Consider the following 23,760-nt stretch of genomic DNA (forward strand, 5'->3'; position numbering starts at 1 on the left):
AAGTTGTTCCTCTACGTTGAGCACAGCGCTTCTCGCGCGTCCTCCCCTCAAGAGGAGTTGTACGTCGGGCTCTCGCCCTGGGAGCCCGAATGGGCTCCTCCGGAAGCGACCACCGGGCAACTTGGTCGCGCCAGATGAGGGGAGGACGCCCATGGGGTGCCACCGGAAGAAGTCACTGCCCAGGCGATTCTGGGCCATGGTCCGAGAACTGGGCCGGTGGCTGATCGGACGGTGAACCGGCAGGCCGGAGACCGGCAGTCCTCACATCAGCTGAGGACTCCCGGTCGGTAATCCGTCCTTCGGTTGGTCCTCGCCATGGATGCCTGGTCCGTGGCGGGGACCTCCTTTGTACCGTACCCGGCGGCCGATGGGGCCGACAACACAGGAGGCAGCGTGAACACACTGGAGTGGAGCCTGGGCGCGTTCGCCTATACCAGTGCCGGACTGGCGTTCCTTTCGGCCACCAAGCTGATGCCTGCCGGATTCCTGCGCGAGCTCGGACTCGAGGAACCCGAGCTGGCGAAAGACCGCCGCTTCGTGGCCTTCCTCTGGGCGTTCTGGACACTCATGCTCGTCTTCTGGCCGCTCGTCGCCCTCTACGGTGCCGCCACCGCCGACTGGCCGTTCTGGACGCACCGCGTCACACGCCACCCGCGCTGGAACTGCACCGACGACGCCGGGATCTACGACCACGACGATCACCCGAAGTGCCAGCGCGGGCCTTGGCGTTGGGTACTCGGAGGCCGCTGACCTCAGGCCTCGACGCTCTCGACGAGGAAGTGACCCGGCGCCGGATGGGCCCGGGTCACCTCGATCGGCTGAGTGCGGCGGACAACGTACGCGTTGCCGTCCTCGAACTCCAGCAGCCGGGAGGCGGGCAGGACGCGCACCGCCTCCCGGACCGTGTGCGGGATCCCGCCGACGCTGATGATGTCGCCGACGCGTACGCCGTCTCCGGTCACGGTGACCGTGACGGTGTCGAGGCGGTCGGCGACGGCTTTGTAGGGGAAGGAGAGGATCCGTCCGTCAACTCGCCGTGCTGCGGCGGACGCTCGGAAGCCTGACGGCGTCCGGGACGGGTGGTTCGTGGGGCCTGAGGTCGTAGGCTGGTCGGGCATCGTTGGACTCCTTGGCGTGGATCGCGATGCAGGACCCCGGCGCGGGGCGATGCGGGTGCTGGTAACACCCGCGTGCCCGTAGCCGCCGGGGTCTGCCGCGGAGACCGTACTGCTCTTCATGAAAAACAACCAAGCAATCCGGGGAACTCTTCACACGATCGGGTTGCCTGCCGCGAAAAGCGGTACAGTCTCGGGTCTCGACAGTACTCAACACCAGTGTCCGCACTACGAGTTGAAGGCCGGGTGACCATGCCCAAGGCAGCCGGAGAGGCGGCCGACCAGCGCCCGCTCCATGAGCGCATCGCGGCGGATCTGCGGGACGAGATCATGTCCGGCGAACTGCCGCCGGGCGGCAATCTGCCCTCGACCCAGCAGCTGAAGGAGCGGTTCGACGCCTCGAACGCGACCGTGCAGAAGGCGGTCGGGCTGCTGAAGGCGGAAGGGCTGGCCGTGGGGCGCCCGGGATCCTCGGTCACGGTCCGGGAACACCGGCAGCGGACGATGCGGCCCGCCGACATCCTGGCACCCGCCGAACCGGGCCGGCCCTACCGGTGGATCACGGAGGCCGCGAAGCGGGGCGCACGGGCCCGCAGCAAACTCCTGGACGTCGGCGAGGCGAGGCCGCCCGCGGACATCGCCGCCGCGATGAACATCGCCAAGGGCGGCTCGGCCCTGCTGCGTTCCCAGATCCTGCTCTTCGACGACGAACCGGTGGAGCTGGTCAAGGCGTACTACCCGCTCGACATCGCCAAGGGCACCGCGATGATGGAGCCGCGCAGGATCCTGGGCGGAACGGCCACGCTGCTGGCCGAGTTGGGTTATCCGCCACGGCGGTGCGTGGAGCGGGTGTCGGCGCGCGTTCCCACGCAGGAGCAGTATGCGGCGCTGGAGATGCCCGGCGACCTGCCGGTGCTGCGGTGCTTCCGCGTCGTGTACAGCGACGGCGACCGGCCGGTCGAGGTGAGCGTCGCGGCCAAGGCCGGGCATCTCTACGAGCTCGAGTACGAGCACTCCGTGCAGGCCTAGCCGGGCAACTCCCCCGCTCGCGCCAGCACTTCGAGCTCGTCGAGGGCCCGCTGAGCCCGGTCGGCCGCGGCGGGGTCGCGGTCGGCGAGGCCGCTCTCGGCGAACTCGTCCTCGTCCAGACGCAGGACGGTACGGCCGTCGGCCGAGAGCCACAGGTCGAGGTCGAGGTCCTCGACGACGAGCCCGTCCCCGGTGACCGAGGCGGGGCGGGTGACGTCGCAGTACCAGCCCTTCAGCACGCCGGCGGCGTCCCGTACCTCCTTGACGGAGTACCAGCGGTCGCGCCAGTAGTGCTCGGTGAAGACGTCGCCCTGCTCGAAGCGTACGAACCCGAAATCGCGGTCGCCCGCTCCGGCCCAGGGGGCCCGGACGACCGCGTGGGTGCCGTCGTCGGAGACGACGGTCGCGGGGTAACGCACATCGCGTCGGGGGTGCTTCAGCAGTCGTACGGTCACGTGGCTGCCCGCGGTCAGCAATTGCCTGGTCATGGGTGCAGCCTCCCCCAGAGAGTGGCGGCGGGCCACTGCATTTCGCGAGGGGGAGGCTGCTCGGTGCTACGACGCTACGACCCGAGTACGGCCGAGGCGCAGGTGGTGCGCGTCGCGTGGGCCGGGTCGAGGGCGTTGGCGACCTCGTGGAAGGCGACGAGGTCGAGCGTGCCGACCGTGACGTGCTCGGACAGGTCGAGCGCGCAGAGGTCCTGGAGCCGGACGTTGTTCACGTTCGAGCCGGACAGGTACTGGCTCTGGTACGGGGTGACGATCTCGTCGTACTTGGTGACGAGAACGGTGTAGCGGACACCCGGCATCGTGTCGGGCGCGGAGTTGAGGTGGCTGAGGAAGGGGGAGCCGAGCGCCTGGTCCGTGAGGCCGGGCGTGATGGCGTGGATCGCCTCACGGGCGCCGGGGACCACGTCCATGAGCTTGGTGAGACCGGACATCGTCGTGCCGTGGTTGCTGGGCGCGATGCCGATGAGCGCGTTCACCTTGGCGGCGCCGCCGAGGAAGTTCAGGTAGTGACGCGGCATCAGGCCGCCGCCCTGGGAGTGGCCGACGATGTCGACCTTGTCCACGCCGGTGGTGGTGCGGACCTTGTCGACGAAGTCCGAGAGCTGCCCGGCGGACTTCTCGATCGAGCCGAGGCCGTAGAACAGCGGGATGCCCTTGACCTGGCCGTAGTCGAAGGAGAAGACGCAGTAGCCGCGCTTCACCAAGTAGGGCGCGAGAACGAGCCAGTTGTCGATGGAGTTGCCCGCCGTGCCGTGGGAGAGGACAACGGGCCGCGGGTGCGCGGCGGATGGCTTGCAGGAATAGTCATTCCACCCGCTGCTGACAACCGCGGCCCGGGCCGGGGCGGCCGTCGCGGCGGTCTGTGCCGCGCATATCAGGGCGAGTGCCGGGACGAGCGCGCACAGGATGCGCAGAGCTCTTCTGAAAAAGGGCATGAGGGAACACCTCGCAGGTGGGGGAGGTGCGGGGAGCGCCGCACCGCGAACTGGGCCTGCCCGCATGCTGCTCGGAGGGCATCAAGTTACGTGCCAGTAAGATTGCGGGAACGTTACTCGCGCGTCAATAAGCCCGGCACAGATTTCTGCGTGCGGATCCGGCCACTTTCGCGGGGCCGAATATCAGCCGGTACGGGGCGAGTTCGGAAGCGGCGACCAGAGTCCGGCGGCGGTTCCGTCACGCAGATGTTGCTCGTAGACGACGACTTTGTTGCGGATGACCTCGAGGCCGGCGGCCAGTTCGGCGATCTTCTCCTCCACGGCGCGTTCGTGTTCCCGGAGGAGTTCCAGGCGCTCCGCCTCGTTGCCGGGCCCGGAGCGGACGAGTTCGGCGAACCGCTTGATCGTGGCGATCGGCATGCCGGATGCCCGAAACCGGTTGCACAGGAGCAGCCACTCCACGTCGGCGGGTTCGTACACCCGCTGCCCTCCCCCGGTGCGGGCGACGGGGCGCAGGAAGAGGCCCTCGCGCTCGAAGAACCGCAGGGCGTGCACGCTCAGCCCGGTCGCCTCGGAGACCTTGCCGATGGACAGGGCTTCTCGATCTTGTGTCATGCCACCCGACGGTAGACGGTAGCTTGACCTCGCCTTCACTCCAGCTTTTAGCGTCGCTGCCATGACGACGACACAGCTGACGACACAGCCGCAGAAGACCGGCACCGGATTCGGTGCGCACAGCACCGCGGACGAGGTGCTCGCCGGAATCGACCTGTCGGGCAAGACCGTTCTGGTAACCGGCGGCTACTCGGGCCTCGGCCTGGAGGCCACCCGCGCCCTCGCCCGCGCAGGGGCGCGGGTCATCGTCCCCGCGCGCAGGACCGAGGTGGCGGAGAGCGCAGTGCGCGACATCCAGGGGACGGAGGTGCACGCGCTCGACCTGGCCGACCAGGAGAGCGTCCGGGCCTTCGCCGACCGTTTCCTGGCGACCGGTCGGCGCCTCGACATCCTCATCAACAACGCGGGCATCATGGCCTGTCCGGAGACCCGCGTCGGCCCGGCGGACTGGGAGGCGCACTTCGCGGTCAACCACCTCGGCCACTTCGCCCTCGTCAACCGCCTCCGCCCGGCGCTGACTCCGGGCGGGGCGCGGGTGGTGTCGGTGGCCTCGTCCGGGCACTTCCTCTCGGACATCCGGTGGGACGACCTCCACTTCCGCACCGGCTACGACCGGTGGCTCGCCTACGCGCAGTCGAAGACCGCGAACATCCTCTTCGCCCTGCACCTCGACGCCCTGGGCGCGCGCAACGGGCTGCACGCCTTCTCCGTGCACCCGGGCAGCATCCTCACTCCCCTGCAGCGGCACGTCCCCCGCGACGAACAGATCGCCCAGGGCTGGATGAGCGAGGACGGCACGCCGGCCGAGGGCTTCAAGTCCCCGGCCCAGGGCGCGGCGACGGCCGTATGGGCGGCGACCTCGCCCCTGCTCGACGGCCACGGCGGCGCGTACTGCCAGGACTGCGACATCGCCGGGCCCGCCACCACCGACGACATGCTCATCGGCGGGGTCAAGCCGTGGGCCCTGGACCGGGGCGCGGCGGCGCGGCTCTGGGAGCTGTCGGGCGAACTCACGGGGGTGGACGGGTTCGCCGCCGCCTAGCACTGGTAGACAGCTCATCCTCTAGCGGTGCTAGTCTCCGCCTATCACTGCTAGAGGGAGGGTAGTTGTGGTTATGGACGGCCAATTAACAACGAAATCGGCGGAATTGACGGCTTCGGCTTCGGCTTCGGAGGGGCGGCGCACCGGGTGGTGGCCGCTGGTGGCGGTCGCGCTGGGCGTCTTCATGCTGATGCTGGACGCCACGGTGGTGACGGTGGCGCTGCCGGACATGGAGCGCGATCTGCGTGCGGGGCCGGCGGATCTGCAGTGGGTGATGAACGGCTACACCCTGGCGATGAGTGCGGCGCAGTTGACCTGCGGGTCACTGGCGGACCGGCTGGGGCGGCGGAGGCTGTTCCTCGCCGGGGTGGCGTTGTTCGCGGCGGCGTCGCTGGGGTGCGCCATGGCCACGACGGCGGGTGTCCTGATCGGGGCGCGGGTCGTGCAGGGGGTGGCCGGTGCGTTGATGTTCGCCACGACGCTGGCGCTCATCGGCCAGTGCTACGGCAGCAGCCGGGAGCGCGGCATCGCCTTCGCGGTGCGGGGAACGGTCGCCGGAGTCGCCGTCGTGCTCGGCCCGTTGGCGGGCGGTGCGCTGGTGACCTGGCTGGGCTGGCGGTGGATCTTCCTCGTCAACCTGCCGGTCGCGGCCGCCACTTGGGTCATCGCCGGGCGCGGGCTGCCGCGCCGGGAGGTTCTGGAGCGACGGCGGGTGGAGGCGGGCGGGCCGGTGACGCTGGCGGCCACGCTGACGCTGCTGACGTTCGCGCTGCTGCGCGGTGACGCGTACGGCTGGGGCAGCGCCCGGATCGTCGCCCTGTTCGCCGGGGCGGCGGTGGCGTTCGCCGCGTTCCTGGCCGTGGAGCGCCGCCACCCCGAGCCGATGCTGGACCTGTCGCTCTTCCGCGGGCCCGCCTTCACGGGGACCCAGATCGGCTCGTTCGCGGTGCAGGGCAGCATCTTCGCGTTGTTCGTGTATCTGTCGCTGTACTTCCAGAACGTGCTCGGGTACTCCGCGATGCGAACAGGTCTGTGTTTCCTGGCGGTTGTCGTACCGATCCTGATCGCGGGTCCGCTGGTGGGCACGTTCGGGGAGCGGCTGCCGCGGAGGGCGCTGGTGTCCGGTGCGCTGCTGATGCTCGGGGGCGGGCTGTTGCTGATGCACGGGGTGACCGTGCGGTCGGGCTGGACGCACCTGCTGCCGGGCCTGGCCGTGTCCGGCTTCGCGTGCGGCATCGTCCTGCCGGTGCTGGGCTCCCTGGCGGTGGAGGTCGACGATCCGCGGAAGCTGGGGATGGCGTCCGGGGTCAACAACACGGTGCTGCAGACCGGTTCGGCGATCGGGATCGCGGCGTATGGTGCGGTGCTGCACCGGCACGGGGAGACGGCGGCGGGCTTTGTCGCCGGGCTCGACCAGCTCTTCGTCGTTGCGGCGGGGGTTGCGGGGGCGGGGGCGGTGCTGACGTTCGTCCTGCTCGGGGGGAGGGTGCGGGGGCGGGGGCGGTAAGGGGTGTTTTTGCCCCGGTCCCGCCCTTTTCCCGATGTTCCAGACGGGTAGTTCTGGAGTGATCGGGAAAAGGCGGCATCGTCGCAGGTCAAGGCCCCTAGGCAAGCTCTGGTCCCCACGGAGGGGATGAAGAGCAGCATCGCACCTGTAGGAACTGTCACCGGGACCGTGTTCGCCGAGAGGCTGCGCGGTGTCCGGTGTATCCGTCTCTCGGTGTGGACCGACGAGACCACCAGCCCCGAGCGGCAGCGTGAAGCCGACGACGTTGCCGCCGCTGCCCTCGGTATCGATTTCGGCGAGGGTGAGGAGCTTCGCGAAGCGGTCGACCTGGACGTGTCCGCGTCCAAGGTCGGCCCCTTCGACCGGCCACAACTGGGCATGTGGCTCTCCCTGCCCCATACCTTCGACGCGTTGGTGTTCTGGCGCTTCGACCGTGCCATCCGGTCCATGGCCGACATGCACGAGCTCGCCAAGTGGGCCCGTGAACACCGCAAGGTCCTGGTGTTCGCAGAAGGGGTCGGCGGGGGTCGGCTGATCTTCGACTTCCGCAACCCCATGGACCCCATGGCCGAGCTCCAAATGCTCATGCTGGCGTTCGCGGCGCAGGTGGAGTCCCAGAACATCAAGGAGCGCGTCACCGGAGCACAGGCTGCCATGCGCACCATGGCCCTGCGGTGGCGTGGCGGCGGTGCACCTCCGTACGGCTACATGCCTGCCCCATGCCCGCCGAGCACGGCGGAAGCGGCCTGACCCTCGTCCAGGACCCTGAAGCCGTCAAGGTGATCGAGCGCATCGTGGCCATGCTGGTGGACGGCATGGGGCTGCACACGATCGCGCAGACCCTCAACGCCGAGGGCGTACCCGCGCCCGCCGAGCACTGGGCCCGTCTCAAGCACCGACTCACTCATGGGCTGGAAGATGCACCAGAACAAGCCCGTGCGCGACGACCACGGCAACCCCATCATGCTCACCGAAACGCCAGTCCTCACCCGCGAAGAGTTCGACCGCATCGGCGCACTGCTCACCCCCGCCACCGACAAGCCGACCGCCCCGGTACGCCGGGACTCCACCTCACTCCTGCTGCGCGTCATCCACTGCTCGGGCTGCCAGCGGCGCATGTACTACAAGCGCAGCGCCCACAACTACCAGTGCGCGTCGTGCAAGACCGGGCAGCACTGCCCCGCCCCCACGAGCATCGACGCTGCACTGGTCGAGGAGTACGTGAACGCGGAGTTCCTGCGACTCGTCGGCCCCATCCCCTACACCCGCACCATCGAGATACCCGGCTATGACCCTCAGCCCGAGATCGATGCCACCACGGCCGAGTACGAGGAGCACCAGAAGCAACAGGGCAAGCAGAAGTCCAAGGCAGCGCAAGCAGCTTGGCAGCGCCACGCAGACGCCCTTGACATACGGCTGGCCGAACTTGAGTCGCGGGAGACGGTAGAGCCCCGCCGCGAACGCATCCCCACCGGCCGCACCTACGCCGACGATTGGCACTCTGCTGACCCCGTCGGACGCCGGGCGATGCTCATCGAAGCGGGGGCACGGCTGGACATCCGGCGCGGCGTCAAGGGCGGGTGGCGCACACTCGATCTGCGCCGCGTGGACTTCACCATCACCGGGGATCTCACCCCCTGCATTGAAGAGGTGGCGACCAACGCCGGAGATGTCGAGAAGGAGAAGAACCCCGAGCATGCCCCCGCACCCGATGCCCGCCTACGCCTCCGGCAGGACGCAGTGACCACCGCCGCATAGACGCCCTGTGCAGGCGGCGAAGCCCCGGACGATCACTTGGCCGTCCAGGGCTTCGGCATGCCCGCAGACAGGCGTACAGGCCTTCCCCTCTGGGCCGCACCGGCTCGGGGCGCGCTCCGGGCTGCCTACAGCGGAGAGGGAGGGTGTTGGAGTGACGGTTTACACCACTTTTTTAGAAACACATAAAAAACCTAAGAGAAAGAGAGATTGGGACCTCAAACGGCACTGCGCCACCGGACAGCCCCTCGGGAAACCTCCGCTCTCCACTACAGCCCGGGAGAGAGAACGGCTCACCTGCCCGAAGGGGTGCGGGAAACCCTCGCTCTCCACACATACCGAGAGCGGGATTACCGCGCACCCACCCCGAGGGGGAACCCGGCGGACTGAGTGCCCGCTCTCGGAACCAGCGTTGCCCGTGCATCACGCGCCCCGCGTTACTCGGCGCGGTCTGCGGAGGTCGTGAGGCAACGCGCGGGGGACTACACCGCCCACGAGTAATCCGCCCTTCGGGGTGTGCCGAAAGGGGCCGAAGCGTGTGCAGTCCCCCATGTTGTCCCGCCTCGCCGGCGAGGACGACACAAGCCCGCTGACCCAACAGGTAGAGGTGCGCCGTACTCAATCGGCAGAGTTCCCCGGTTCGAGTCCGGGGGCGGGCACTCCAAGTGCAACCACATCCGTACGGCTCGCTTCCAGGAGCGAGTCACCTTCGATTTCGATCCACCGGAGGTCTCCATGACGAGCTGTATCGAATGCAGCGGGACGGCAACGCGCCGCGGACGCTGCGAAGTTCATGACCGGCAGTACCAGAGCCGACCCACAGTCCGGGCTCGGCGCTCACGGGGACGACGACGGGCCGAACGGCATGACGCTGCCGCACGGCTCCGGCGGATCGTGGAGCGCAAGGGGCGTGCCTGGTGCGACTGGTGCATGGGCACGTTTCCCGCGTCCGCTGTGGATGTGGACCATGTGCGGCCGTTGGCGCTCGGCGGCGAGGACACAGACGACAACGTGCATGTTCTGTGCCGTGGCTGCCATCGACTCAAGACAGAGACGGAGTTCGGGGGCTGAGCGCTGCTGTCAAGGGTGCAGTTTCCGGCCCAGGCACCTTGCCCATGCACCCCTCGGGAAGGCGCTTCCCGAGGAGGTGGGGGCAGTCGACTGGTTGGTCATTCTGTAGGCGGTTCAGGCGCCGGGGGTGGAGGCGTTTCGGGGTTCTTACCGCCGGGCTTCTCATCGATAAAGTCTCCGGCCTTGTCTACCGCATCGTGAATCTTGTCGGCGTTCTCGGCAGCGGCGTCCCTCCCCATGCCGACGAGCCCCTTGAGCGTGTCCATGAGTGACATGGGGTTCTCCTCCCGGTGGTGCCGGTGATGGGGTCCCTCTGAAGGCGGCCCCTGACCCCAGCATGCGCACGGTCGGTCAGCGGGCATGCCGGGAGTGGGGCAGGCTAGCCCGAATGGGTGACGATGCCCTGCCTCGGGACGCGTCCGCTGTGGACGTGGACCATGTGCGGCCCCTCGCGCTGGGAGGGACCGACACGGACGGAAACGTTCAGGTGCTGTGCCGGGGGTGCCATCGGCTGAAGACGAGTACGGAGTTCGGGGCCGCTGGCGCCGCACAATTGCGCTGCTCTGCCCTAAGTAGGCCCGGCTCGCCGCTAGGCCGAAGCGGGCGATAGCGGTTCGAGTCCGCTGGTTCTGCTCGGACTGGACGCGGACGGATCCGCGTTGCAGGTACCTAGCAGGTCAAACGGTAGCCAGCCCTGGCAGTGGTAGCCGGGGGGGCAATTGTCGCTCGGAAAGGAACTGCAAGCCACGGCTAGGGCGCGTGCCTGTGCTGGCGCCTCCCCGGCGATTACGAAGCCGAGTGCAGCTGCAACAGCCAGTAGACCAGCGACGCTACGGCGCATGAACTCCCCCATTTCGCTGAGCCGGTTGTTTGGCACAACGGTGCCCGCGCACGTGTGAGAGCACACATCCTGTCCCCCGTGTGGGGGCTGCGGAATCGATCCCCCGCCCCCTTGTTCGGAGGTACCCCCATGCCCCACAGACCCCGCCCCCCCTTGCTCTGTCCCCGGGCGTCCCGAGCTGCCCCGGGGCCGACGCTGCGGAGCTGCTACCACATGGCGACACTGCCCGTTCCGATCGCTGACCTACGGCGTGTGCGGTGAGCAACTCACGGCCCACTGGGCGCGCCCAGGATCATGACGAAGGTGAGGCAGCCGATACGTGGCGGTCAGGTGATCTTCCAGGTGATGTCCTGGAGGAATTGGTGGGTGACTGGGTCGACCACGTTGCCGACGCCTGACGCGCCCCTGCCGGGGAGCTTGCCCGGGGCTCCAATGAAGCCCAGCAAGCTGACGACCAGGCTGCCAGTCGCGCCGTCGCTAAGGGCAGCGATTTCCTGTCCCGACCTGCCGTCCCAGGCGAAGCTCCCCCCGGTGGACGGGACGAAGACGGATGCCCCGCGCCACGTGCCATCTAGTTGGGTAGCGCCAGGCGGGACGGTGCCGATGGTCATGTTGACGAACTGGAATGTACTGGGGTCGTCCTTGACTGTGAGCCTCACATCGACGTTGAAGTCGAAGGCGTCCGTCACTGCCTCGTCGGCCCTATCTCCGTTACTCATGCCGCCCTCCCTGTTCCCGCCGCCTCCAGGATGCCGTTTGGCCCTTATCGCAAGGCTGTCCCGCGCACTTCCCGGATACGCGCCATGTCACCCGTACGTGACTGACAAAATCGATCCCGCCCCCTTGTTCGGAGATACCCCCATGCCGCGCAGACCCCGCCCCCCCTTGCAGTGTCCCCGGGTGCCCTGAGCTGACCCGCACGGGTGGCCGCTGCGAGCAGCACGAGCGCGAAGCGAACCGGCTGCGTGGGACCAGGACAGAGCGGGGCTACGGGACCAGATGGCAGCGCATACGTAAGCGGTACCTGTACGCGCATCCCTGGTGTGTGCTGTGCGGTCGTACGGCGACCGTGCCGGATCATTTCCCGCTAAGCAGACGGCAGTTGGTCGCTCAGGGTGTGGCCAATCCGAACGCGTGGGACAGGCTTCGGCCGCTGTGTACTCAGTGCCACAACCACGAGACCGTGAAGCATCAACCGGGCGGTTGGGCTGCCGAGCGGGTCAAGCCCATTAGGCCGTGATGTCCGTTTTACCTCCAGGGGGGTGCCCCCTGCCCCTCCCGGGTCGAGTCGGCAGGGAGGCGAAAAACTCGCATGGCTCATTTGAGCATTCCTATGGGCCGTGTCATCTATCGCAACGGATTTGCGCTCACGTGACGGGTAGTCATGAGTGCTCTCCAAAGGAGAAGAATTATGGCTCTTACTCTTGCTGAATCTGCAAAGCTCTCCACCGACACGTTGCAGCGCGGTGTGATTGAAACGTTCGTGCAGGAATCCCCGATCCTGGACCGGCTGCCGCTGATCCAGATCCACGGCAACGCCTACAAGTACAACGAGGAATCGGCTCTTCCCGGGGTGTCCTTCCGCGCTGTGAATGAGGCGTACCCGGAGAGCACGGGCACGCTCAACCAGCGGATCGAGACCCTGGCCATCCTTGGCGGGGATGCGGACGTGGACAAGTTCATCGTCCAGACCCGGGGCAACCTCAATGACCAGCGAGCCATCCAGACCGCCCTCAAGGTCAAGGCTGCATCGGTCCACTTCGCTGACCAGTTCTTCAACGGTGATGTGGAGGTCAACCCGAAGGGCTTCGACGGTCTCCGTAAGCGACTGACGGGAGCTCAGGTCCTTGACGCGAAGGGAATTGGCCCGATCGCCAACGGCCATGACTTCTTTGACACCTTGGATGCCCTGGCCGCGCAGGTACGCGGTCTCAGTGGCTCCAACGGCGCGCTGTACATGAATGCTGCGCTCCGGGCCAAGGTTGAGTCCGGGTTCCGTCGGCTCGGCGGCGGCGAACTCTTGCGCGAGGAGATCGCAGGCAAGCGCACCGTCACATGGAAGGGCGTGCCGCTCCTGGACGCAGGGCAGAAGCTGGACGGAACCGATGTCCTGCCGCTCACCGCAGGTACGAACGGGAAGCAGACCGGCGATATTTACGCCGTCCGCTTCGGGGCCTCCGAGGCCGACGCCGGAGTTTCCGGGCTGACCAACGGCGGCGTACAGGCCACGGACCTCGGCGAGTCTCACGACAAGCCCGTCTACCGCGCGCGCATCGACTTCTACTGCGGCCTCGCCCTGTTCGGCGGCAAGGCTGCCGCCCGCCTGACCAACGTCCTCATCGGCTGATCACTCACAACCCCCGCACTCGTCACCTCACCAGGTCGACGGGTGCGGGGGTTTTCTGCATGTCGGCGGTTGTGATTGCTACGTGCCCGGGGTCCGGTTGTACTCGGCCATCGCGGTCTTCGAGGTGGACGCGTCCTTGAAGACCAGTTCCCAGGGCCCTGTGTTCACGTCGAAGTCCTTGCCGAAGCCGACCCATTTCCCTGTCATCTTGCGACCGGTGGGTTCGACCAACAGTTGCAGTGCTCCGTGGTAGACCGCTCCGGCGTAGTAGCCGTTGTTGGCGGTTTCTTCTCGCCATGTCCCGGTGACGACGTTGCCGTCTATGGTCAGGTCCATGGTCAGCGGGGAGTCGGGGTTGGAGGACCCTTCCGGCAGGGACCGTGCAGTGAGCTTGTTGCCATGCTGGATGACAACGACGAAGTGTGCGCCGGTGAAGTCGGCATCCCGGCCAGACGAGTGGTACTCGTACCGCGACAGCCAGATGCCCGACAGGGTGCCGTGCTCGTTGTGCTTGGTCATGGGGACAGCACCTCCCGGGGCTGTTGTGGCTCCCACCTTTACCGCCTCTCCTTGCACCGGTCCGTGACCGCTGGACTCGACCGCTCCTGTCGTCCGGGCGTTCGGAACCGGTATGACGAACCCTAAAGCTTCGATCGGCAGGCCAGTCACGCGCTCCAGCGACCTGATGTAGATCTTGCGCGGCATGCCGACGTCTCCGGACTCCCACCGCTGCACGTTCCGCTTGGCGCACTCGTTGGGCTCACCATGCTCTTTCCCGTCCTCGCGTATGGCCTGGGCCATTTCATCCTGGGACATACGCAGGCTGATTCTGACGGCGCGAAGGATCGTGTTGGGTTCGGCCACGCCTTCGACAGTAGAGCGCGGGACGTCAGTTGGTCACCCGTTTCGACCAACGAATGACCCCAACATGACGCCTTGACGGTCGCCGCGCCGCCTTCAGACCCGCCGGTACACCTGTGGCACTGACGGGGCAACTGCCGAAGGGACGAGCCTGCATGAGTACACGTGCCGTGATCCGACTGGTGGACTGGACCGTCCAGCCCGACGACGAGCCGGACGCGAAGCCCCATACCTATGCGCAGGAGTGCGACGTGTGCGGCGAGGGTTCCGCGCGGAGTACCGATCCGGAAGACGGGCCCATGCGGATCGTGGAACACGTCAGAACCAACCCGTCGCACAACTCCTACACCGAGGTCGTCAAGCGCGGATGGCGTGCCTGGATGGGGCAGCCGTGATCCGCCGCATGATCCTCCGATGGGCGGGGCCGATCTGGGCCTTGACGGTTGTCACCGCTGTCGCAGTCGTGATTCCGCTCGCGATCATCAGCGACCCGTACCACCACTGAACCCCCGCTCTCTGTCGGCATCGCCTCCCCGCACCGCCCGTCCGTACCGGCGCGGGGCCGGCAGAGAGCGGGCTGCGCAACCTCCAACCAGGTGAAGGTGCCGCGCCGCCGCATCACGCGCTGTCAGGATGCCGCCACGGACCAGAACGGTCCCATGAGACCGAAGGAGCGCACATGAACACCTCCAGCGTCACGCAAGCACTGATCCTGGCGGGTGGACAAGCCACCCGGATGCGGCCCTACACCGACGACGCACCCAAAGCCATGGTCCCCGTCGCCGGTGCACCGATCATCGGCTACCAGCTCTTGTGGCTCGCCGCGCACGGTGTGAAGACCGTCGTCATCTCCGGCGGCTACAAGGCCGAAATGATCAGCGACTACGTAGGCAACGACTCACGGTTCGGCATCACCGCCGTATACGCGATCGAGGACGAGCCGCTTGGCCGTGGCGGCGGCCTGAAGTACTCCGCTCAGCAACTGCCGGACCTGGACGCCCCGTTCTTCGTCCTGAACGGTGACGTCATCAGCTCCTTCTCCCTCTCGGACCTGGCCGAGTACCACGAACGGCATGAAGCCGCCGTGACCGTTGCCTTGTCGCCCTACCGCTCCAACTGGGGCGTGGCCGACATCGACGACCAGGACCACATCCGGGGCTTCGTCCAGTCCCCGGAACTGCCGTACTGGATCAATGCGGGAATCTACGTCTTCAACCCGGACGTGGTCGGGCTCCTCCCCGACAAGGGAGACCACGAGGACAGCACCTTCCCGCACCTTGCCCAGAACGGCCGACTCATGGGCTACCGGCTTTCGGGCTACTGGCGGGGCATCGACACCGTCAAGGACGTCATGGAGGCATCCAAGGAAGTCCGCAGCGCAGGAACCACCCTCGCACCCGAGTTCTGCACCACCGACATCGACACCTAGGCACCCGGCCCACCGGGGCCGCCAGCGGAAGGGGGAAGGCATGATCAACGGCAACGAGGTAATCCCCAGCCACCACGTCCTGTTCATCACGTTCGACTCACTGCGCTACGACGTGGCGCGTGCCGTTGTCCACGGAGGGGGCAGCCCCAACCTTGAGCGGGTATTGCCCGACGGGCTGTGGGAAGAACGACGGACCCAAGGCAGCTTCACACTACCGGCGCACATGTCGTTCTTCTCCGGCTTCCTGCCCGTTCCCTCCGGCCCCGGTCGCCCCGGCAGGCTCTTCGCCTGCCGCTCCCTGCGAGGAACCACCATCCGCACACGCACGTACGTCTTCGACGCCCCGGACATCGTCACCGGGCTGTCCGGGCTCGGATACCGCACCGTGTGCATCGGCGGAGTGGGCTTCTTCTCCAACCAGACCAAACTGGGCCGAGTCCTGCCCGGCCTGTTCCAAGAGAGCTACTGGAGCCCGGAAACCGGCACCGACGACCCCGAGTCGACCCACAACCAAGTCGACATCGCTCTGGAAGTGTTGGAGAAGCAGCCAGCCGACAAACGCCTGTTCCTCTTCCTCAACGTCTCAGCGACGCACACCCCCACCAACGTCTACCTACCCGGGGAAGAAGACGACTCATGGGAGAGCCAGTGCGCTGCACTGAGCTACGCAGACAGGCACCTCGGCCGCCTCTTCAGCCGTCTGCCAAGCCATGGCCCCTGGCTCGCCCTGCTCTGCGCCGACCACGGCGAAGCCTTCGGCGAAGACGGCTACTCAGGCCACGGCGTTGCGCATCCCTCGGTATGGACAGTTCCCTACGCCGAAACCATCATCCCGGCGCAGCGCCCCAAAGCCTGACACCAGAAGGTCACAGCGGCCGACCCGACGCAGGAGAGCCCCGCCCGGACCGCCTTGCCGGGTGGGGCTACCACGTGCTCTGACCAGCCGCTAGGCTCCAGAACACTTACTTACGAACATCGGGATTCTCCGTTTCCCGGGGCGGAGCCCCGGAAGAGACGGTGAGAGGGCGGGACCGGGGCACCCCAATGGCCCGCCCCGCCTGCGGCGGCCGGTGCCGCCCCGCAGGCTGGGGGCATGGCCTCATTCCTGCGGGAGGTGCGCAGTGCCGTGACGGGGCGGGCCGCACTGCTGGTGATCGGCGCACTCGTGCTGCACCTCGCGTTCATCACCTCGTACATCGGCGCCTTCCACCACCCGAAGCCACGCGACATCGCCCTCGGCGTCGTCGCGCCGCGGCAGCTCGCCGGGAAGCTGGTGCACCGGCTCGGTGCGCTGCCCGGCAAGCCGCTGGACCCGCGGGCGGTGGACGGCGGCGAGGCGGCGGCCGTGCGCGGGATCCGCGAGCGGGATCTGGACGGGGCGCTGGTCGTCGACCCGCGGGGCACGACCGACACCCTGCTGGTGGCCGGCGCCGCGGGCGCCTCGCTCGCGCAGGCCGAGGAGGCGGTGGTGACCGCGGTGGAGGCGGCCGAGCAGCGGTCGTTGAGGGTGACCGACCTCGTGCCGGCGGCACCCGGCGACGCCCGGGCGCTGACCGCGTTCTATCTGACGGTGGGCTGGTGCGTGGGCGGATATCTGTGCGCGGCGATCCTCGCGATCAGCGCGGGGGCGCGGCCCGCCAATCCGCACCGGGCTCTCATCCGGCTCGCCTCCCTCGCGGTCTACGCGATCGCCGCCGGTCTGCTGGGGACGGTCATCGCGGGGCCGGTGCTGGACGCGCTGCCCGGCAGCGTGCTCGGGCTGTGGGGGCTGGGGACGCTGCTGGTGTTCGCCGTGGGGGCGCTGACGCTGGGACTCCAAGGAGTGGCGGGCGTCGTCGGGATCGGGCTGGCGATCGCGATCGTCGTGGTGCTGGGCAACCCGGGTGCGGGCGGCGCCTATCCGTATCCGCTGCTGCCGGGCTTCTGGCGCACGATCGGTCCGGCCCTGCCGCCGGGGGCGGGCACCTGGTCCGCCCGGTCCATCGCCTATTTCCGGGGCAACGCCCTGGTCGTACCCCTGCTGGTGCTCGCCGCCTGGGCGGCGGCCGGGGCGGTCGTCGCCTTCGCGACGGCGGTGCTGCGGGGGCGGAAAGCACCATGAGCACATGCCCGGATGCCGTACCGGGCAGTCGGGATGGCTGCTCTTCGGCCATTGCTGGGACAGCGCCGTTCGGCCCGTAGCCGCTTTTCGGCCGGACCGCCGAATCCCGCCCCCCGGCGTGTCGTACGTGAGAACCATCGGTCAGTATGGGGGTGCCAACCGGCATTCCGAAGGCGGTAGTTGGGTTTACCCCGTAGAAACACTGAATCGCCGCTGGTCAATACTCATGCAACATTAATTCCCCCCTTTACCGGCCAAGTCAGGCATCGCGTTGTGTCCGATCCACACTCCGTGCCATATACACACGAGCGGACGCATCGAATCCGCGCCATTACCGAGCGCTTTCAACCAGCGACCGGATGTGAACGATCCGTGTGCATCCCTGCACAACTTGGGCCAGACTTCGGGGCGCTGTCAGCACGACTTCTGCACCAACGGACAAGGGAGTGTTCGGAATGCGGTACATCACTGGGGGGATCGCGCTGGGCTCCGCGCTGGCCCTGGGCGGCCTGCTCGCGGCCGGGACGTCGGCAAGCGCCACGTCCGCCCCGCACACGCAGAGCCTTTACGCGCCCTCAGCGCTGGTACTGACCGTCGGGCAGGGTGACTCACCGGACTCCGGCATACTGCGGGCCGTGACCCTGACCTGTATGCCGGGTGCGAGCGGCACTCACCCGAACGCCAAGGGCGCCTGCGCCGAACTGCGCGCCGCCAAGGGTGACTTCAAGGATGTCACCACGGCGAAGCCCGGCGTCGCATGCACCAAGGAGTACAACCCGGTCGTCGTGACGGCCCAGGGTGTCTGGGACGGCCAGCGGGTCAACTACTCGCACGTCTTCGGCAACCCCTGCGAGTCCAAGGCGGCCAAGGGCACCGTGTTCAACTTCTGACGCCCTGCACGCCCTGCACAAAAAGCGGTCCCCGGACACCGTGGAGGTGTGTCCGGGGACCGCGGTCTTCGGAGGCCGGGTCAGCCGATGTGTGCCCCGGTCGCCGCCAGCGCCTGCGGCACCGGCTGGTAGTAAGTCTCCCCGCCGAAGAGGCAGTTGCCACTTCCTCCCGAGGTGATTCCCAGCGCGACGTCACCGTCGAAGAGCGGGCCGCCGCTGTCGCCGGGCTCGGCGCAGACGTCGGTCTGGATCAGCCCGTCGACCCGGCCCTCGGGGTAGTTGACCGTGGCGTTGAGCCCGGTGACCCGGCCGGAGTGCAGGCCGGTCGTCGAACCGCTGCGGAACACCACTTCCCCGAGACGCGCCTCACCGGGCCGGTCGATCTTCTGCAGCCTGCCGTCGTAGAGGTTCACCACACTCTGCCGGTCGAGGCCGGCGATCGTGTACTTCGCCAGCGAGTAGTCGTTGCCCGGGAAGACCGCGGTCTCGGTCACCGCGATCTGCCTGCCGCCACGGGTGTCGGACCAGCTCGAGACCGCCTTGCCGCAGTGACCCGCGGTCAGGAGGTACGGCGCACCGTTCCTGACGACGTTGAAGCCGACCGAACAGCGGGCGGAAGCACCCCAGATGGGGTCACCACCGGCGATGAACCGGGTGAGCTTCGTGGAGGTTCTCTTCACCACCACCGCGTCACCGAGCCGGGAGGCGATCGCGTCGAGCTTCGCCAGCCGCGCACCCGTCACCGTCGGATCGGCGCTCACGACGACCCGGCCCGCTCTGGTGTCCGTCACCCAGGCGGTGCCGGGAATGGCGGCCCGCTCGTCCAGCGTCTGCCGCACCGCGGTCAGTTGCTCGAGCGAGAACAGCTCGGAGGAATCCGGTCCCGACGATGCCCGTGCCTGCTGCGGGGCGAAGGCCACGGCCGCGAGCAGGGCGGCGGCCAGCCCGGCGAGGGCCCAGCGAACGGGCCGACGAAAACGTTTCAACTCGGCACCTCCAGTGGGGGGTCGGGACCGGGGACAAGGTCTTCCGGCCCCGGAGGACGAACGACACAGCCGCACCCCCCGGTAGGAGGTCGCGTCCATGCCAAGCTGTGCGTCCGAGTGTCCCCACTGGAAGAGGGAGTGCACAAGGGGGACTTCCAGTCGTGCGTATGTTCATGCGCGCGCCCCTGTCACGCACAACAGCCGGAAAACGGGGCGCACTAGGCGATACCGGAGACGCCGCCCTCCCCCGCACCGGTCTCGCCCACATCGGCTTCCTCCGCGGGCGCCGGCCGAGTGGCCGCGGGCGCCTCGTGGCCGTGGGGCTCGGCGCGCTCGAGGAAGCGCAGCAGCTCCACCGGGAAGGGGAGCACGAGGGTGGAGTTCTTCTCGGCGGCGACGGCCACGATCGTTTGCAGCAGCCGGAGTTGGAGCGCGGAGGGCTGCTCGGACATGGTCGCCGCGGCCTCGGCCAGCTTCTTCGAGGCCAGCAGCTCGGCATCGGCGTTGATGACCCGGGCCCGGCGCTCGCGCTCGGCCTCCGCCTGCCGCGACATCGAGCGCTTCATCGTCTCCGGCAGCGAGACGTCCTTGATCTCGACGCGGTCGATGTGCACACCCCAGCCTATGGCGGGGCTGTCGAGCATCAGCTCCAGGCCCTGGTTGAGCTTCTCGCGGTTGGACAGGAGATCGTCCAGATCGCTCTTGCCGATGATGGAGCGCAGCGACGTCTGCGCCATCTGCGAGACCGCGAACCGGTAGTCCTCGACCTGGATGACGGCCTCGGCCGGGTCCACGACCTTGAAATAGACGACCGCGTCGACCCGTACCGTGACGTTGTCCCGGGTGATGCCCTCCTGGGCGGGCACGGGCATCGTCACGATCTGCATGTTCACCTTGCGCAGCCGGTCCACGCCCGGAAGGATCATGGTGTATCCCGGCGCCCGGATCTCGGACCGCAGCCGTCCCAGCCGCAGCACCACCCCGCGCTCGTACTGCTTGATCACACGTGACGCCGCCATCAGGTAGACCGCTCCGGCGGACGCCGCGGCCACCATTGCCACCACAAGGTCTTCGACCATCACGGCCCCCTGCGTCAACACGACAGGTGATATGTCCACGGTATGCCCGTGTTGCGGCGTGGTCGAGCCCCCGGTCGCGCGGACCGGGGGCTCCTGCGCCGCAGGCCATGACCCGGGGAAGGGGGCGCGGGCGGCCGGCGTCAGGACAGGCTCACGCCGTAGGCGTCGAGCGCGGGGACGACGGGCTGGAAGAAGGTCGTGCCGCCCGAGCGGCAGTTGCCGCTCCCGCCGGAGGTCAGGCCGAGCGCGGTGGAACCCGAGAAGAGCGCACCGCCGCTGTCGCCGGGCTCGGCGCACACGTTCGTCTTGATCAGGCCGCGGACGATGTTGCCGCCGCCGTAGTTGACCGTGGCGTTCAGCCCGGTCACCCGGCCGCCGTGCACACCGGTCGTGGAGCCGCTGCGCCGGACGTTCTGGCCCACCTTCGGGGTGGCCGCGGAGGTGATGCGCTGGGTGCTGCCGTCGTAGAGGTCCACCTCGCCGGGGTGGGGAACCGCGCGGTTGGTGTACTGCACGATGCCGTAGTCGTGGCCCGGGAAGCTGGTGCCGGTGGTGGGGCCGATGCTCGTGGTGCGGGCGGAGTCGGCGTAGTAGGGCGGCTTGCCCTGGGTACAGTGACCGGCGGTGAGGAAGTAATAGGTGTTTCCCTTGCGGACGTTGAAGCCGACGGAGCAGCGCCAGCGCGGTGCGTAGACCGAGTCACCGCCCGCGAGGAGGGGCTTGAAGGTGCCGGGGGTGCGCTCGATGCGTATCGATTCGGCGGCGGGCCCGGCGGATTCGCGGATTCTGGCGAGATCCGCCTCCGAGACGGCGGCGTCGGCGGTGACCACGACGGTCCGCGCGTCCTGGTCGACGGTCCAGGCCGTGCCCGCGACATCGGCGGACTCCACCGCGGTGCGCGCGGCGGATAGTTGAGCGACGGCCGTGGTGTCGGCGCGGGCGGTGCCCGTGACGAGGGCGGAGGCGGCCAGGATGCCTGCCGCCAGGGCGGCGGCCCTGGCCGGTCTACCGGTGTTGTGGAGGGTCTTGCGCCTGATCCTCACGTTTGTCCTCCCGAAGGTGGGGGTCTCCCAAAAGTGGGGGTCTCCCGAAGGTGGGGGTCTGTCGGGGTTGTCGGATGCGGCCGAGGGCACGGCGTTCCGTTTCCCGCCGTGCCCTTGACAAGCGCTGCGGGCGAGTATTCGCGGGGAGGCCCGCACGGCACAAGAACCGTTTCAGCCGTGGCGGTCCATCGGACAGGCTCTACGACCGCAGCCCGAGGTGTTCGCGGAGCGTCGTGCCCGTGTACGCGGTGCGGAAGACGCCGCGTTCCTGGAGCAGGGGCACGACCCGGCCGACGAACTCGTCGAGTCCGCCGGGCGTGAGATGGGGGACGAGGATGAAACCGTCGGCCGCGTCCGCCTCGACGAACGCCTCGAGTTCGGCGGCCACCGCCTGCGGGGTGCCGACGAACGAGGCGCGGCCGCCCGCCTCGATCACGGTCTGCCGGATGGACAGCCCCTTGGCCTCCGCCAGGGCGCGCCACCGGGCGGCCGTCGCGAGCCGGTCGCCCAACCCGGCCCTCCCCCGCGTCAGTTCGGTCCCGGGGTCGGGGTCGATGGCTGGCAGCGGTCCGTCGGGGTCGTACGAGGACAGGTCGCGGCCCCAGACCTGTTCCAGTGCGAGGAGGGCGTTCTGCGGAGAGACCTGCTGCCTGCGGATCTCGGCGGCCCGCTCCTGGGCCTCGGCCGCGGTGTCACCGAGGACGAAGGTCACACCGGGCATGATCTTCAGGTCCTCGGGCCGCCGCCCGTACGCGGCCAGGCGCCGTTTGACGTCGGCGTGGAAGGCACGGCCCGCCTCCAGGGTGCCGTGCCGGGTGAAGACGACATCGGCGGCGGAGGCGGCGAACTCCCGTCCCTCGTCGGAGTCCCCGGCCTGGATGACGACGGGGTGCCCCTGGGGGCTGCGGGGGATGTCGAACTCCCCCGAGACCGCGAAGTGCCGTCCGCGGTGCGCGAAGGCGCGGGGTGTGCCGTCGGGCAGCCAGGAGTCCCACAGTTCGCGGGCGGTGGCGACGAACTCGGCCGCGCGGGTATAGCGGTCGGCCCGGTCGAGGTAGCCGCCGCGGCGGAAGTTCTCGCCGGTGAAGGCGTCGGAGGAGGTGACCACGTTCCAGGCGGCGCGCCCGCCGCTGAGATGGTCGAGGGTGGCGAGCCTGCGGGCGAGCTCGTAGGGCTCGTTGAAGGTGGCGTTGACCGTGGCGGCCAGGCCGAGCCGTTCGGTGACGGCGGCCAGGGCGTTCAGCACGGTCAGCGACTCCGGGCGGCCGACCACGTCCAAGTCGTGGACGCGGCCCTTGTGTTCACGCAGCCTGAGCCCTTCGGCGAGGAAGAAGAAGTCGAACAGGCCGCGTTCCGCGGTGCGCGCGAGGTGCTCGAAGGAGGCGAACTCGATCTGGCTCCCCGCCCGCGGATCCGTCCAGACCGTGGTGCTGTTGACGCCGGGGAAGTGCGCGGCGAGGTGCATCTGCTTGCGGGCGGTACGAGTCGTGGCGGTACGTGTCGTGGCCGTACGGCTCATGCGGTCCCCCTGGCGGGTGCGTAGCGGTTGGCCGGGCGGGCCACCAGGCCGAGGTGCTCCCGGAGTGTGCTGCCGGGATAGAAGCGGCGCAGCAGGCCGCGGTGCTGGAGTACGGGCACGGTGGCGTCGACGAGGAGGGGGAGGTCGCGCTCGGCGTCCTCGGGCCGGAAGTGGAAGCCGTCGGCGACGCCGTCCGTGTACCACTCGTCGACGAGGTTCGCGAGGGCGACGGCGTCGGCGGCCGTGTGCAGGGCGACGGGCAGGGAGGCGAGGACGAGGAGCGGGGCGGTGCCGGGTGTCCTGCCGTGGGCGAGGGCGCGGGCGCGCAGGCCGTCGGCGGCGGCGCGGACGGTTCGCGGGCTGTCGGCGCGGGCCCGGACGTAGGCGACGTCCGCGCGGCGGGCGGCGGTCTCGCGGGCGGGTCCGGCGGTGGCGTCGACGGCGATCACGGGGTGGCCCTGCGGCGGCCGGGGCACGATCGCGGGGCCTCTGACGCTGAAGCCGGGGCCACCGGAGCCGGGGCCGTCGAAGCCCGGGCTTTCGAAGTCGACGTAGTGGAGCTTGTCGCGGTCGATGAAGCGGCCGGTGGAGGTGTCGCGTATCTCGGCGCCGTCCTCCCAGCTGTCCCAGAGCCGGGCGGCGACGTCGGCGACCGCGTCCGCCTCCTGCCACAGCTGGGCCGGGGGCCGGGCGGGGCGGCGGCCGAAGGCGCGGGCCTCGGCCTCGGTGGCCGAGACCGCGACCGTCCAGCCGGCCCGGCCCCGGCTGACCCAGTCGAGGGTGGCGACGGCCGAGGAGACGTGGAACGGCTCGGTGTGGGTGGTGGTCACGGCCGGTACGAGCCCGATGCGCTCGGTCGCCGGGGCGACCCCGGCGAGCACCGAGAGCGCGTCGGGCCGGCCCCGGCCGCGCACGGGCGGGGCGAAGCCGTCGTCGAGGGTGACGAAGTCGAAGCGGCCGCGCTCGGCGAGGCGCGCGGCGCGGACGTACGGTCCGGCCTCGTGGACGCCGCGGCGGTCGAGAGCGACGGCGAGGTGGAGCGGCCGGGTGGGGGTGGTCAGGGGCATACGGATTCCCTAGTCGAAG

Annotated in this window: 26 protein-coding genes and 1 tRNA gene; 15 read left to right on the top strand and 12 right to left on the bottom strand. The window is 68.8% G+C overall.

Going from position 1 to position 23,760, the window contains the following annotated elements:
* Nucleotides 1-393: 393 nt before the first annotated feature.
* A complete protein-coding gene (locus ACV530_RS02195; RefSeq protein WP_494330457.1) occupies nt 394-750 on the top strand; it encodes a hypothetical protein in 357 nt (118 codons plus the stop codon).
* Between the two features lie 2 nt (nt 751-752).
* Here the strand turns inward: ACV530_RS02195 and ACV530_RS02200 are convergent, their stop codons facing one another.
* The gene (locus ACV530_RS02200; RefSeq protein WP_494330458.1) at nt 753-1,118 is read right to left on the bottom strand and encodes a hypothetical protein; all 366 of its coding nucleotides are present in this window, start codon (nt 1,116-1,118) and stop codon (nt 753-755) included.
* Nucleotides 1,119-1,367: 249 nt separating this feature from the next.
* On the opposite strand from ACV530_RS02200, the gene ACV530_RS02205 reads away from it, so the two are divergent.
* A complete protein-coding gene (locus ACV530_RS02205) occupies nt 1,368-2,144 on the top strand; it encodes a GntR family transcriptional regulator (protein WP_494330459.1) in 777 nt (258 codons plus the stop codon).
* Here ACV530_RS02205 and ACV530_RS02210 read toward each other — a convergent pair.
* From ACV530_RS02210 to ACV530_RS02220, 3 genes are all read right to left on the bottom strand, one after another.
* A complete protein-coding gene (locus ACV530_RS02210) occupies nt 2,141-2,632 on the bottom strand; it encodes a ribonuclease FAU-1 family protein (RefSeq protein ID WP_494330460.1) in 492 nt (163 codons plus the stop codon). The genes ACV530_RS02205 and ACV530_RS02210 overlap by 4 nt on opposite strands.
* Nucleotides 2,633-2,706: 74 nt before the next feature.
* Nucleotides 2,707-3,588 carry an esterase/lipase family protein gene (locus ACV530_RS02215; RefSeq protein WP_494330461.1) on the bottom strand — a complete coding sequence of 294 codons (882 nt, stop codon included), beginning with the start codon at nt 3,586-3,588 and terminating at the stop codon, nt 2,707-2,709.
* Nucleotides 3,589-3,771: 183 nt separating this feature from the next.
* Nucleotides 3,772-4,203, bottom strand: coding sequence for a MerR family transcriptional regulator (locus ACV530_RS02220; RefSeq protein WP_494330462.1), 432 nt, complete (start codon nt 4,201-4,203; stop codon nt 3,772-3,774).
* Between the two features lie 61 nt (nt 4,204-4,264).
* Between ACV530_RS02220 and ACV530_RS02225 the strand changes: the two genes are divergently transcribed.
* The 6 genes from ACV530_RS02225 (at nt 4,265) to ACV530_RS02250 (ending at nt 9,578) form a co-directional block, all read left to right on the top strand.
* Complete coding sequence (locus ACV530_RS02225) at nt 4,265-5,245, top strand: SDR family NAD(P)-dependent oxidoreductase (protein ID WP_494330463.1); 981 nt, start codon at nt 4,265-4,267, stop codon at nt 5,243-5,245.
* A 160-nt stretch (nt 5,246-5,405) separates the two neighbouring features.
* Nucleotides 5,406-6,752 carry an MFS transporter gene (locus ACV530_RS02230; RefSeq protein ID WP_494330464.1) on the top strand — a complete coding sequence of 449 codons (1,347 nt, stop codon included), beginning with the start codon at nt 5,406-5,408 and terminating at the stop codon, nt 6,750-6,752.
* Between the two features lie 126 nt (nt 6,753-6,878).
* Entirely contained in the window at nt 6,879-7,502 is a 624-nt protein-coding gene (locus ACV530_RS02235; protein WP_494330465.1) for a recombinase family protein, read from the top strand.
* Nucleotides 7,503-7,658: 156 nt separating this feature from the next.
* Entirely contained in the window at nt 7,659-8,510 is an 852-nt protein-coding gene (locus tag ACV530_RS02240) for a recombinase zinc ribbon domain-containing protein (protein ID WP_494330466.1), read from the top strand.
* 581 nt (nt 8,511-9,091) lie between these two features.
* Nucleotides 9,092-9,166 (top strand) — tRNA-OTHER (locus ACV530_RS02245).
* A 271-nt stretch (nt 9,167-9,437) separates the two neighbouring features.
* Nucleotides 9,438-9,578, top strand: coding sequence for an HNH endonuclease (locus tag ACV530_RS02250; protein ID WP_494330467.1), 141 nt, complete (start codon nt 9,438-9,440; stop codon nt 9,576-9,578).
* 98 nt (nt 9,579-9,676) lie between these two features.
* On the opposite strand, the gene ACV530_RS02255 is transcribed toward ACV530_RS02250, so the two are convergent.
* Nucleotides 9,677-9,853, bottom strand: coding sequence for an antitoxin (locus tag ACV530_RS02255; protein ID WP_494330468.1), 177 nt, complete (start codon nt 9,851-9,853; stop codon nt 9,677-9,679).
* Between the two features lie 113 nt (nt 9,854-9,966).
* On the opposite strand from ACV530_RS02255, the gene ACV530_RS02260 reads away from it, so the two are divergent.
* Nucleotides 9,967-10,188 carry an HNH endonuclease gene (locus ACV530_RS02260; protein ID WP_494330469.1) on the top strand — a complete coding sequence of 74 codons (222 nt, stop codon included), beginning with the start codon at nt 9,967-9,969 and terminating at the stop codon, nt 10,186-10,188.
* A gap of 557 nt (nt 10,189-10,745) precedes the next feature.
* Here the strand turns inward: ACV530_RS02260 and ACV530_RS02265 are convergent.
* Nucleotides 10,746-11,138 carry a hypothetical protein gene (locus ACV530_RS02265; RefSeq protein ID WP_494330470.1) on the bottom strand — a complete coding sequence of 131 codons (393 nt, stop codon included), beginning with the start codon at nt 11,136-11,138 and terminating at the stop codon, nt 10,746-10,748.
* Between the two features lie 692 nt (nt 11,139-11,830).
* Here ACV530_RS02265 and ACV530_RS02270 point away from each other — a divergent pair.
* Nucleotides 11,831-12,766, top strand: a complete 936-nt coding sequence (locus ACV530_RS02270) for a major capsid protein (protein WP_494330471.1) — start codon at nt 11,831-11,833, stop codon at nt 12,764-12,766.
* A 78-nt stretch (nt 12,767-12,844) separates the two neighbouring features.
* Here the strand turns inward: ACV530_RS02270 and ACV530_RS02275 are convergent, their stop codons facing one another.
* On the bottom strand, nt 12,845-13,582 hold the full coding sequence (locus ACV530_RS02275) for an XRE family transcriptional regulator (protein ID WP_494330536.1): 738 nt from the start codon (nt 13,580-13,582) through the stop codon (nt 12,845-12,847).
* A gap of 200 nt (nt 13,583-13,782) precedes the next feature.
* Here ACV530_RS02275 and ACV530_RS02280 point away from each other — a divergent pair, with 200 nt between their 5' ends.
* The 5 genes from ACV530_RS02280 to ACV530_RS02300 all read left to right on the top strand — a co-directional run bounded on the left by ACV530_RS02280 (nt 13,783) and on the right by ACV530_RS02300 (nt 18,047).
* Entirely contained in the window at nt 13,783-14,022 is a 240-nt protein-coding gene (locus ACV530_RS02280; protein WP_494330472.1) for a DUF7848 domain-containing protein, read from the top strand.
* A gap of 284 nt (nt 14,023-14,306) precedes the next feature.
* Entirely contained in the window at nt 14,307-15,056 is a 750-nt protein-coding gene (locus tag ACV530_RS02285; protein WP_494330473.1) for a nucleotidyltransferase family protein, read from the top strand.
* A 40-nt stretch (nt 15,057-15,096) separates the two neighbouring features.
* Entirely contained in the window at nt 15,097-15,912 is an 816-nt protein-coding gene (locus ACV530_RS02290; RefSeq protein ID WP_494330474.1) for an STM4013/SEN3800 family hydrolase, read from the top strand.
* 237 nt (nt 15,913-16,149) lie between these two features.
* Nucleotides 16,150-17,157 (top strand): DUF3533 domain-containing protein, encoded by a 1,008-nt coding sequence (locus tag ACV530_RS02295; protein ID WP_494330475.1) that lies wholly within the window; start codon nt 16,150-16,152, stop codon nt 17,155-17,157.
* 455 nt (nt 17,158-17,612) lie between these two features.
* A complete protein-coding gene (locus ACV530_RS02300; protein WP_494330476.1) occupies nt 17,613-18,047 on the top strand; it encodes a subtilase-type protease inhibitor in 435 nt (144 codons plus the stop codon).
* An 80-nt stretch (nt 18,048-18,127) separates the two neighbouring features.
* On the opposite strand, the gene ACV530_RS02305 is transcribed toward ACV530_RS02300, so the two are convergent.
* From ACV530_RS02305 to ACV530_RS02325, 5 genes are all read right to left on the bottom strand, one after another.
* On the bottom strand, nt 18,128-19,033 hold the full coding sequence (locus ACV530_RS02305) for a S1 family peptidase (RefSeq protein ID WP_494330477.1): 906 nt from the start codon (nt 19,031-19,033) through the stop codon (nt 18,128-18,130).
* A 218-nt stretch (nt 19,034-19,251) separates the two neighbouring features.
* Complete coding sequence (locus ACV530_RS02310) at nt 19,252-20,112, bottom strand: slipin family protein (protein WP_494330478.1); 861 nt, start codon at nt 20,110-20,112, stop codon at nt 19,252-19,254.
* A 140-nt stretch (nt 20,113-20,252) separates the two neighbouring features.
* Nucleotides 20,253-21,155: a S1 family peptidase gene (locus tag ACV530_RS02315; RefSeq protein ID WP_494330479.1), complete on the bottom strand. Its 903-nt coding sequence runs from the start codon at nt 21,153-21,155 to the stop codon at nt 20,253-20,255.
* A gap of 199 nt (nt 21,156-21,354) precedes the next feature.
* Nucleotides 21,355-22,674 (bottom strand): NtaA/DmoA family FMN-dependent monooxygenase, encoded by a 1,320-nt coding sequence (locus tag ACV530_RS02320; protein ID WP_494330480.1) that lies wholly within the window; start codon nt 22,672-22,674, stop codon nt 21,355-21,357.
* Nucleotides 22,671-23,741 carry an LLM class flavin-dependent oxidoreductase gene (locus ACV530_RS02325; RefSeq protein WP_494330481.1) on the bottom strand — a complete coding sequence of 357 codons (1,071 nt, stop codon included), beginning with the start codon at nt 23,739-23,741 and terminating at the stop codon, nt 22,671-22,673. The genes ACV530_RS02320 and ACV530_RS02325 overlap by 4 nt, the downstream gene beginning before the upstream one ends.
* Nucleotides 23,742-23,760: the final 19 nt, after the last annotated feature.

It is taken from the genome of Streptomyces sp. SX-6, from assembly GCF_059089585.1.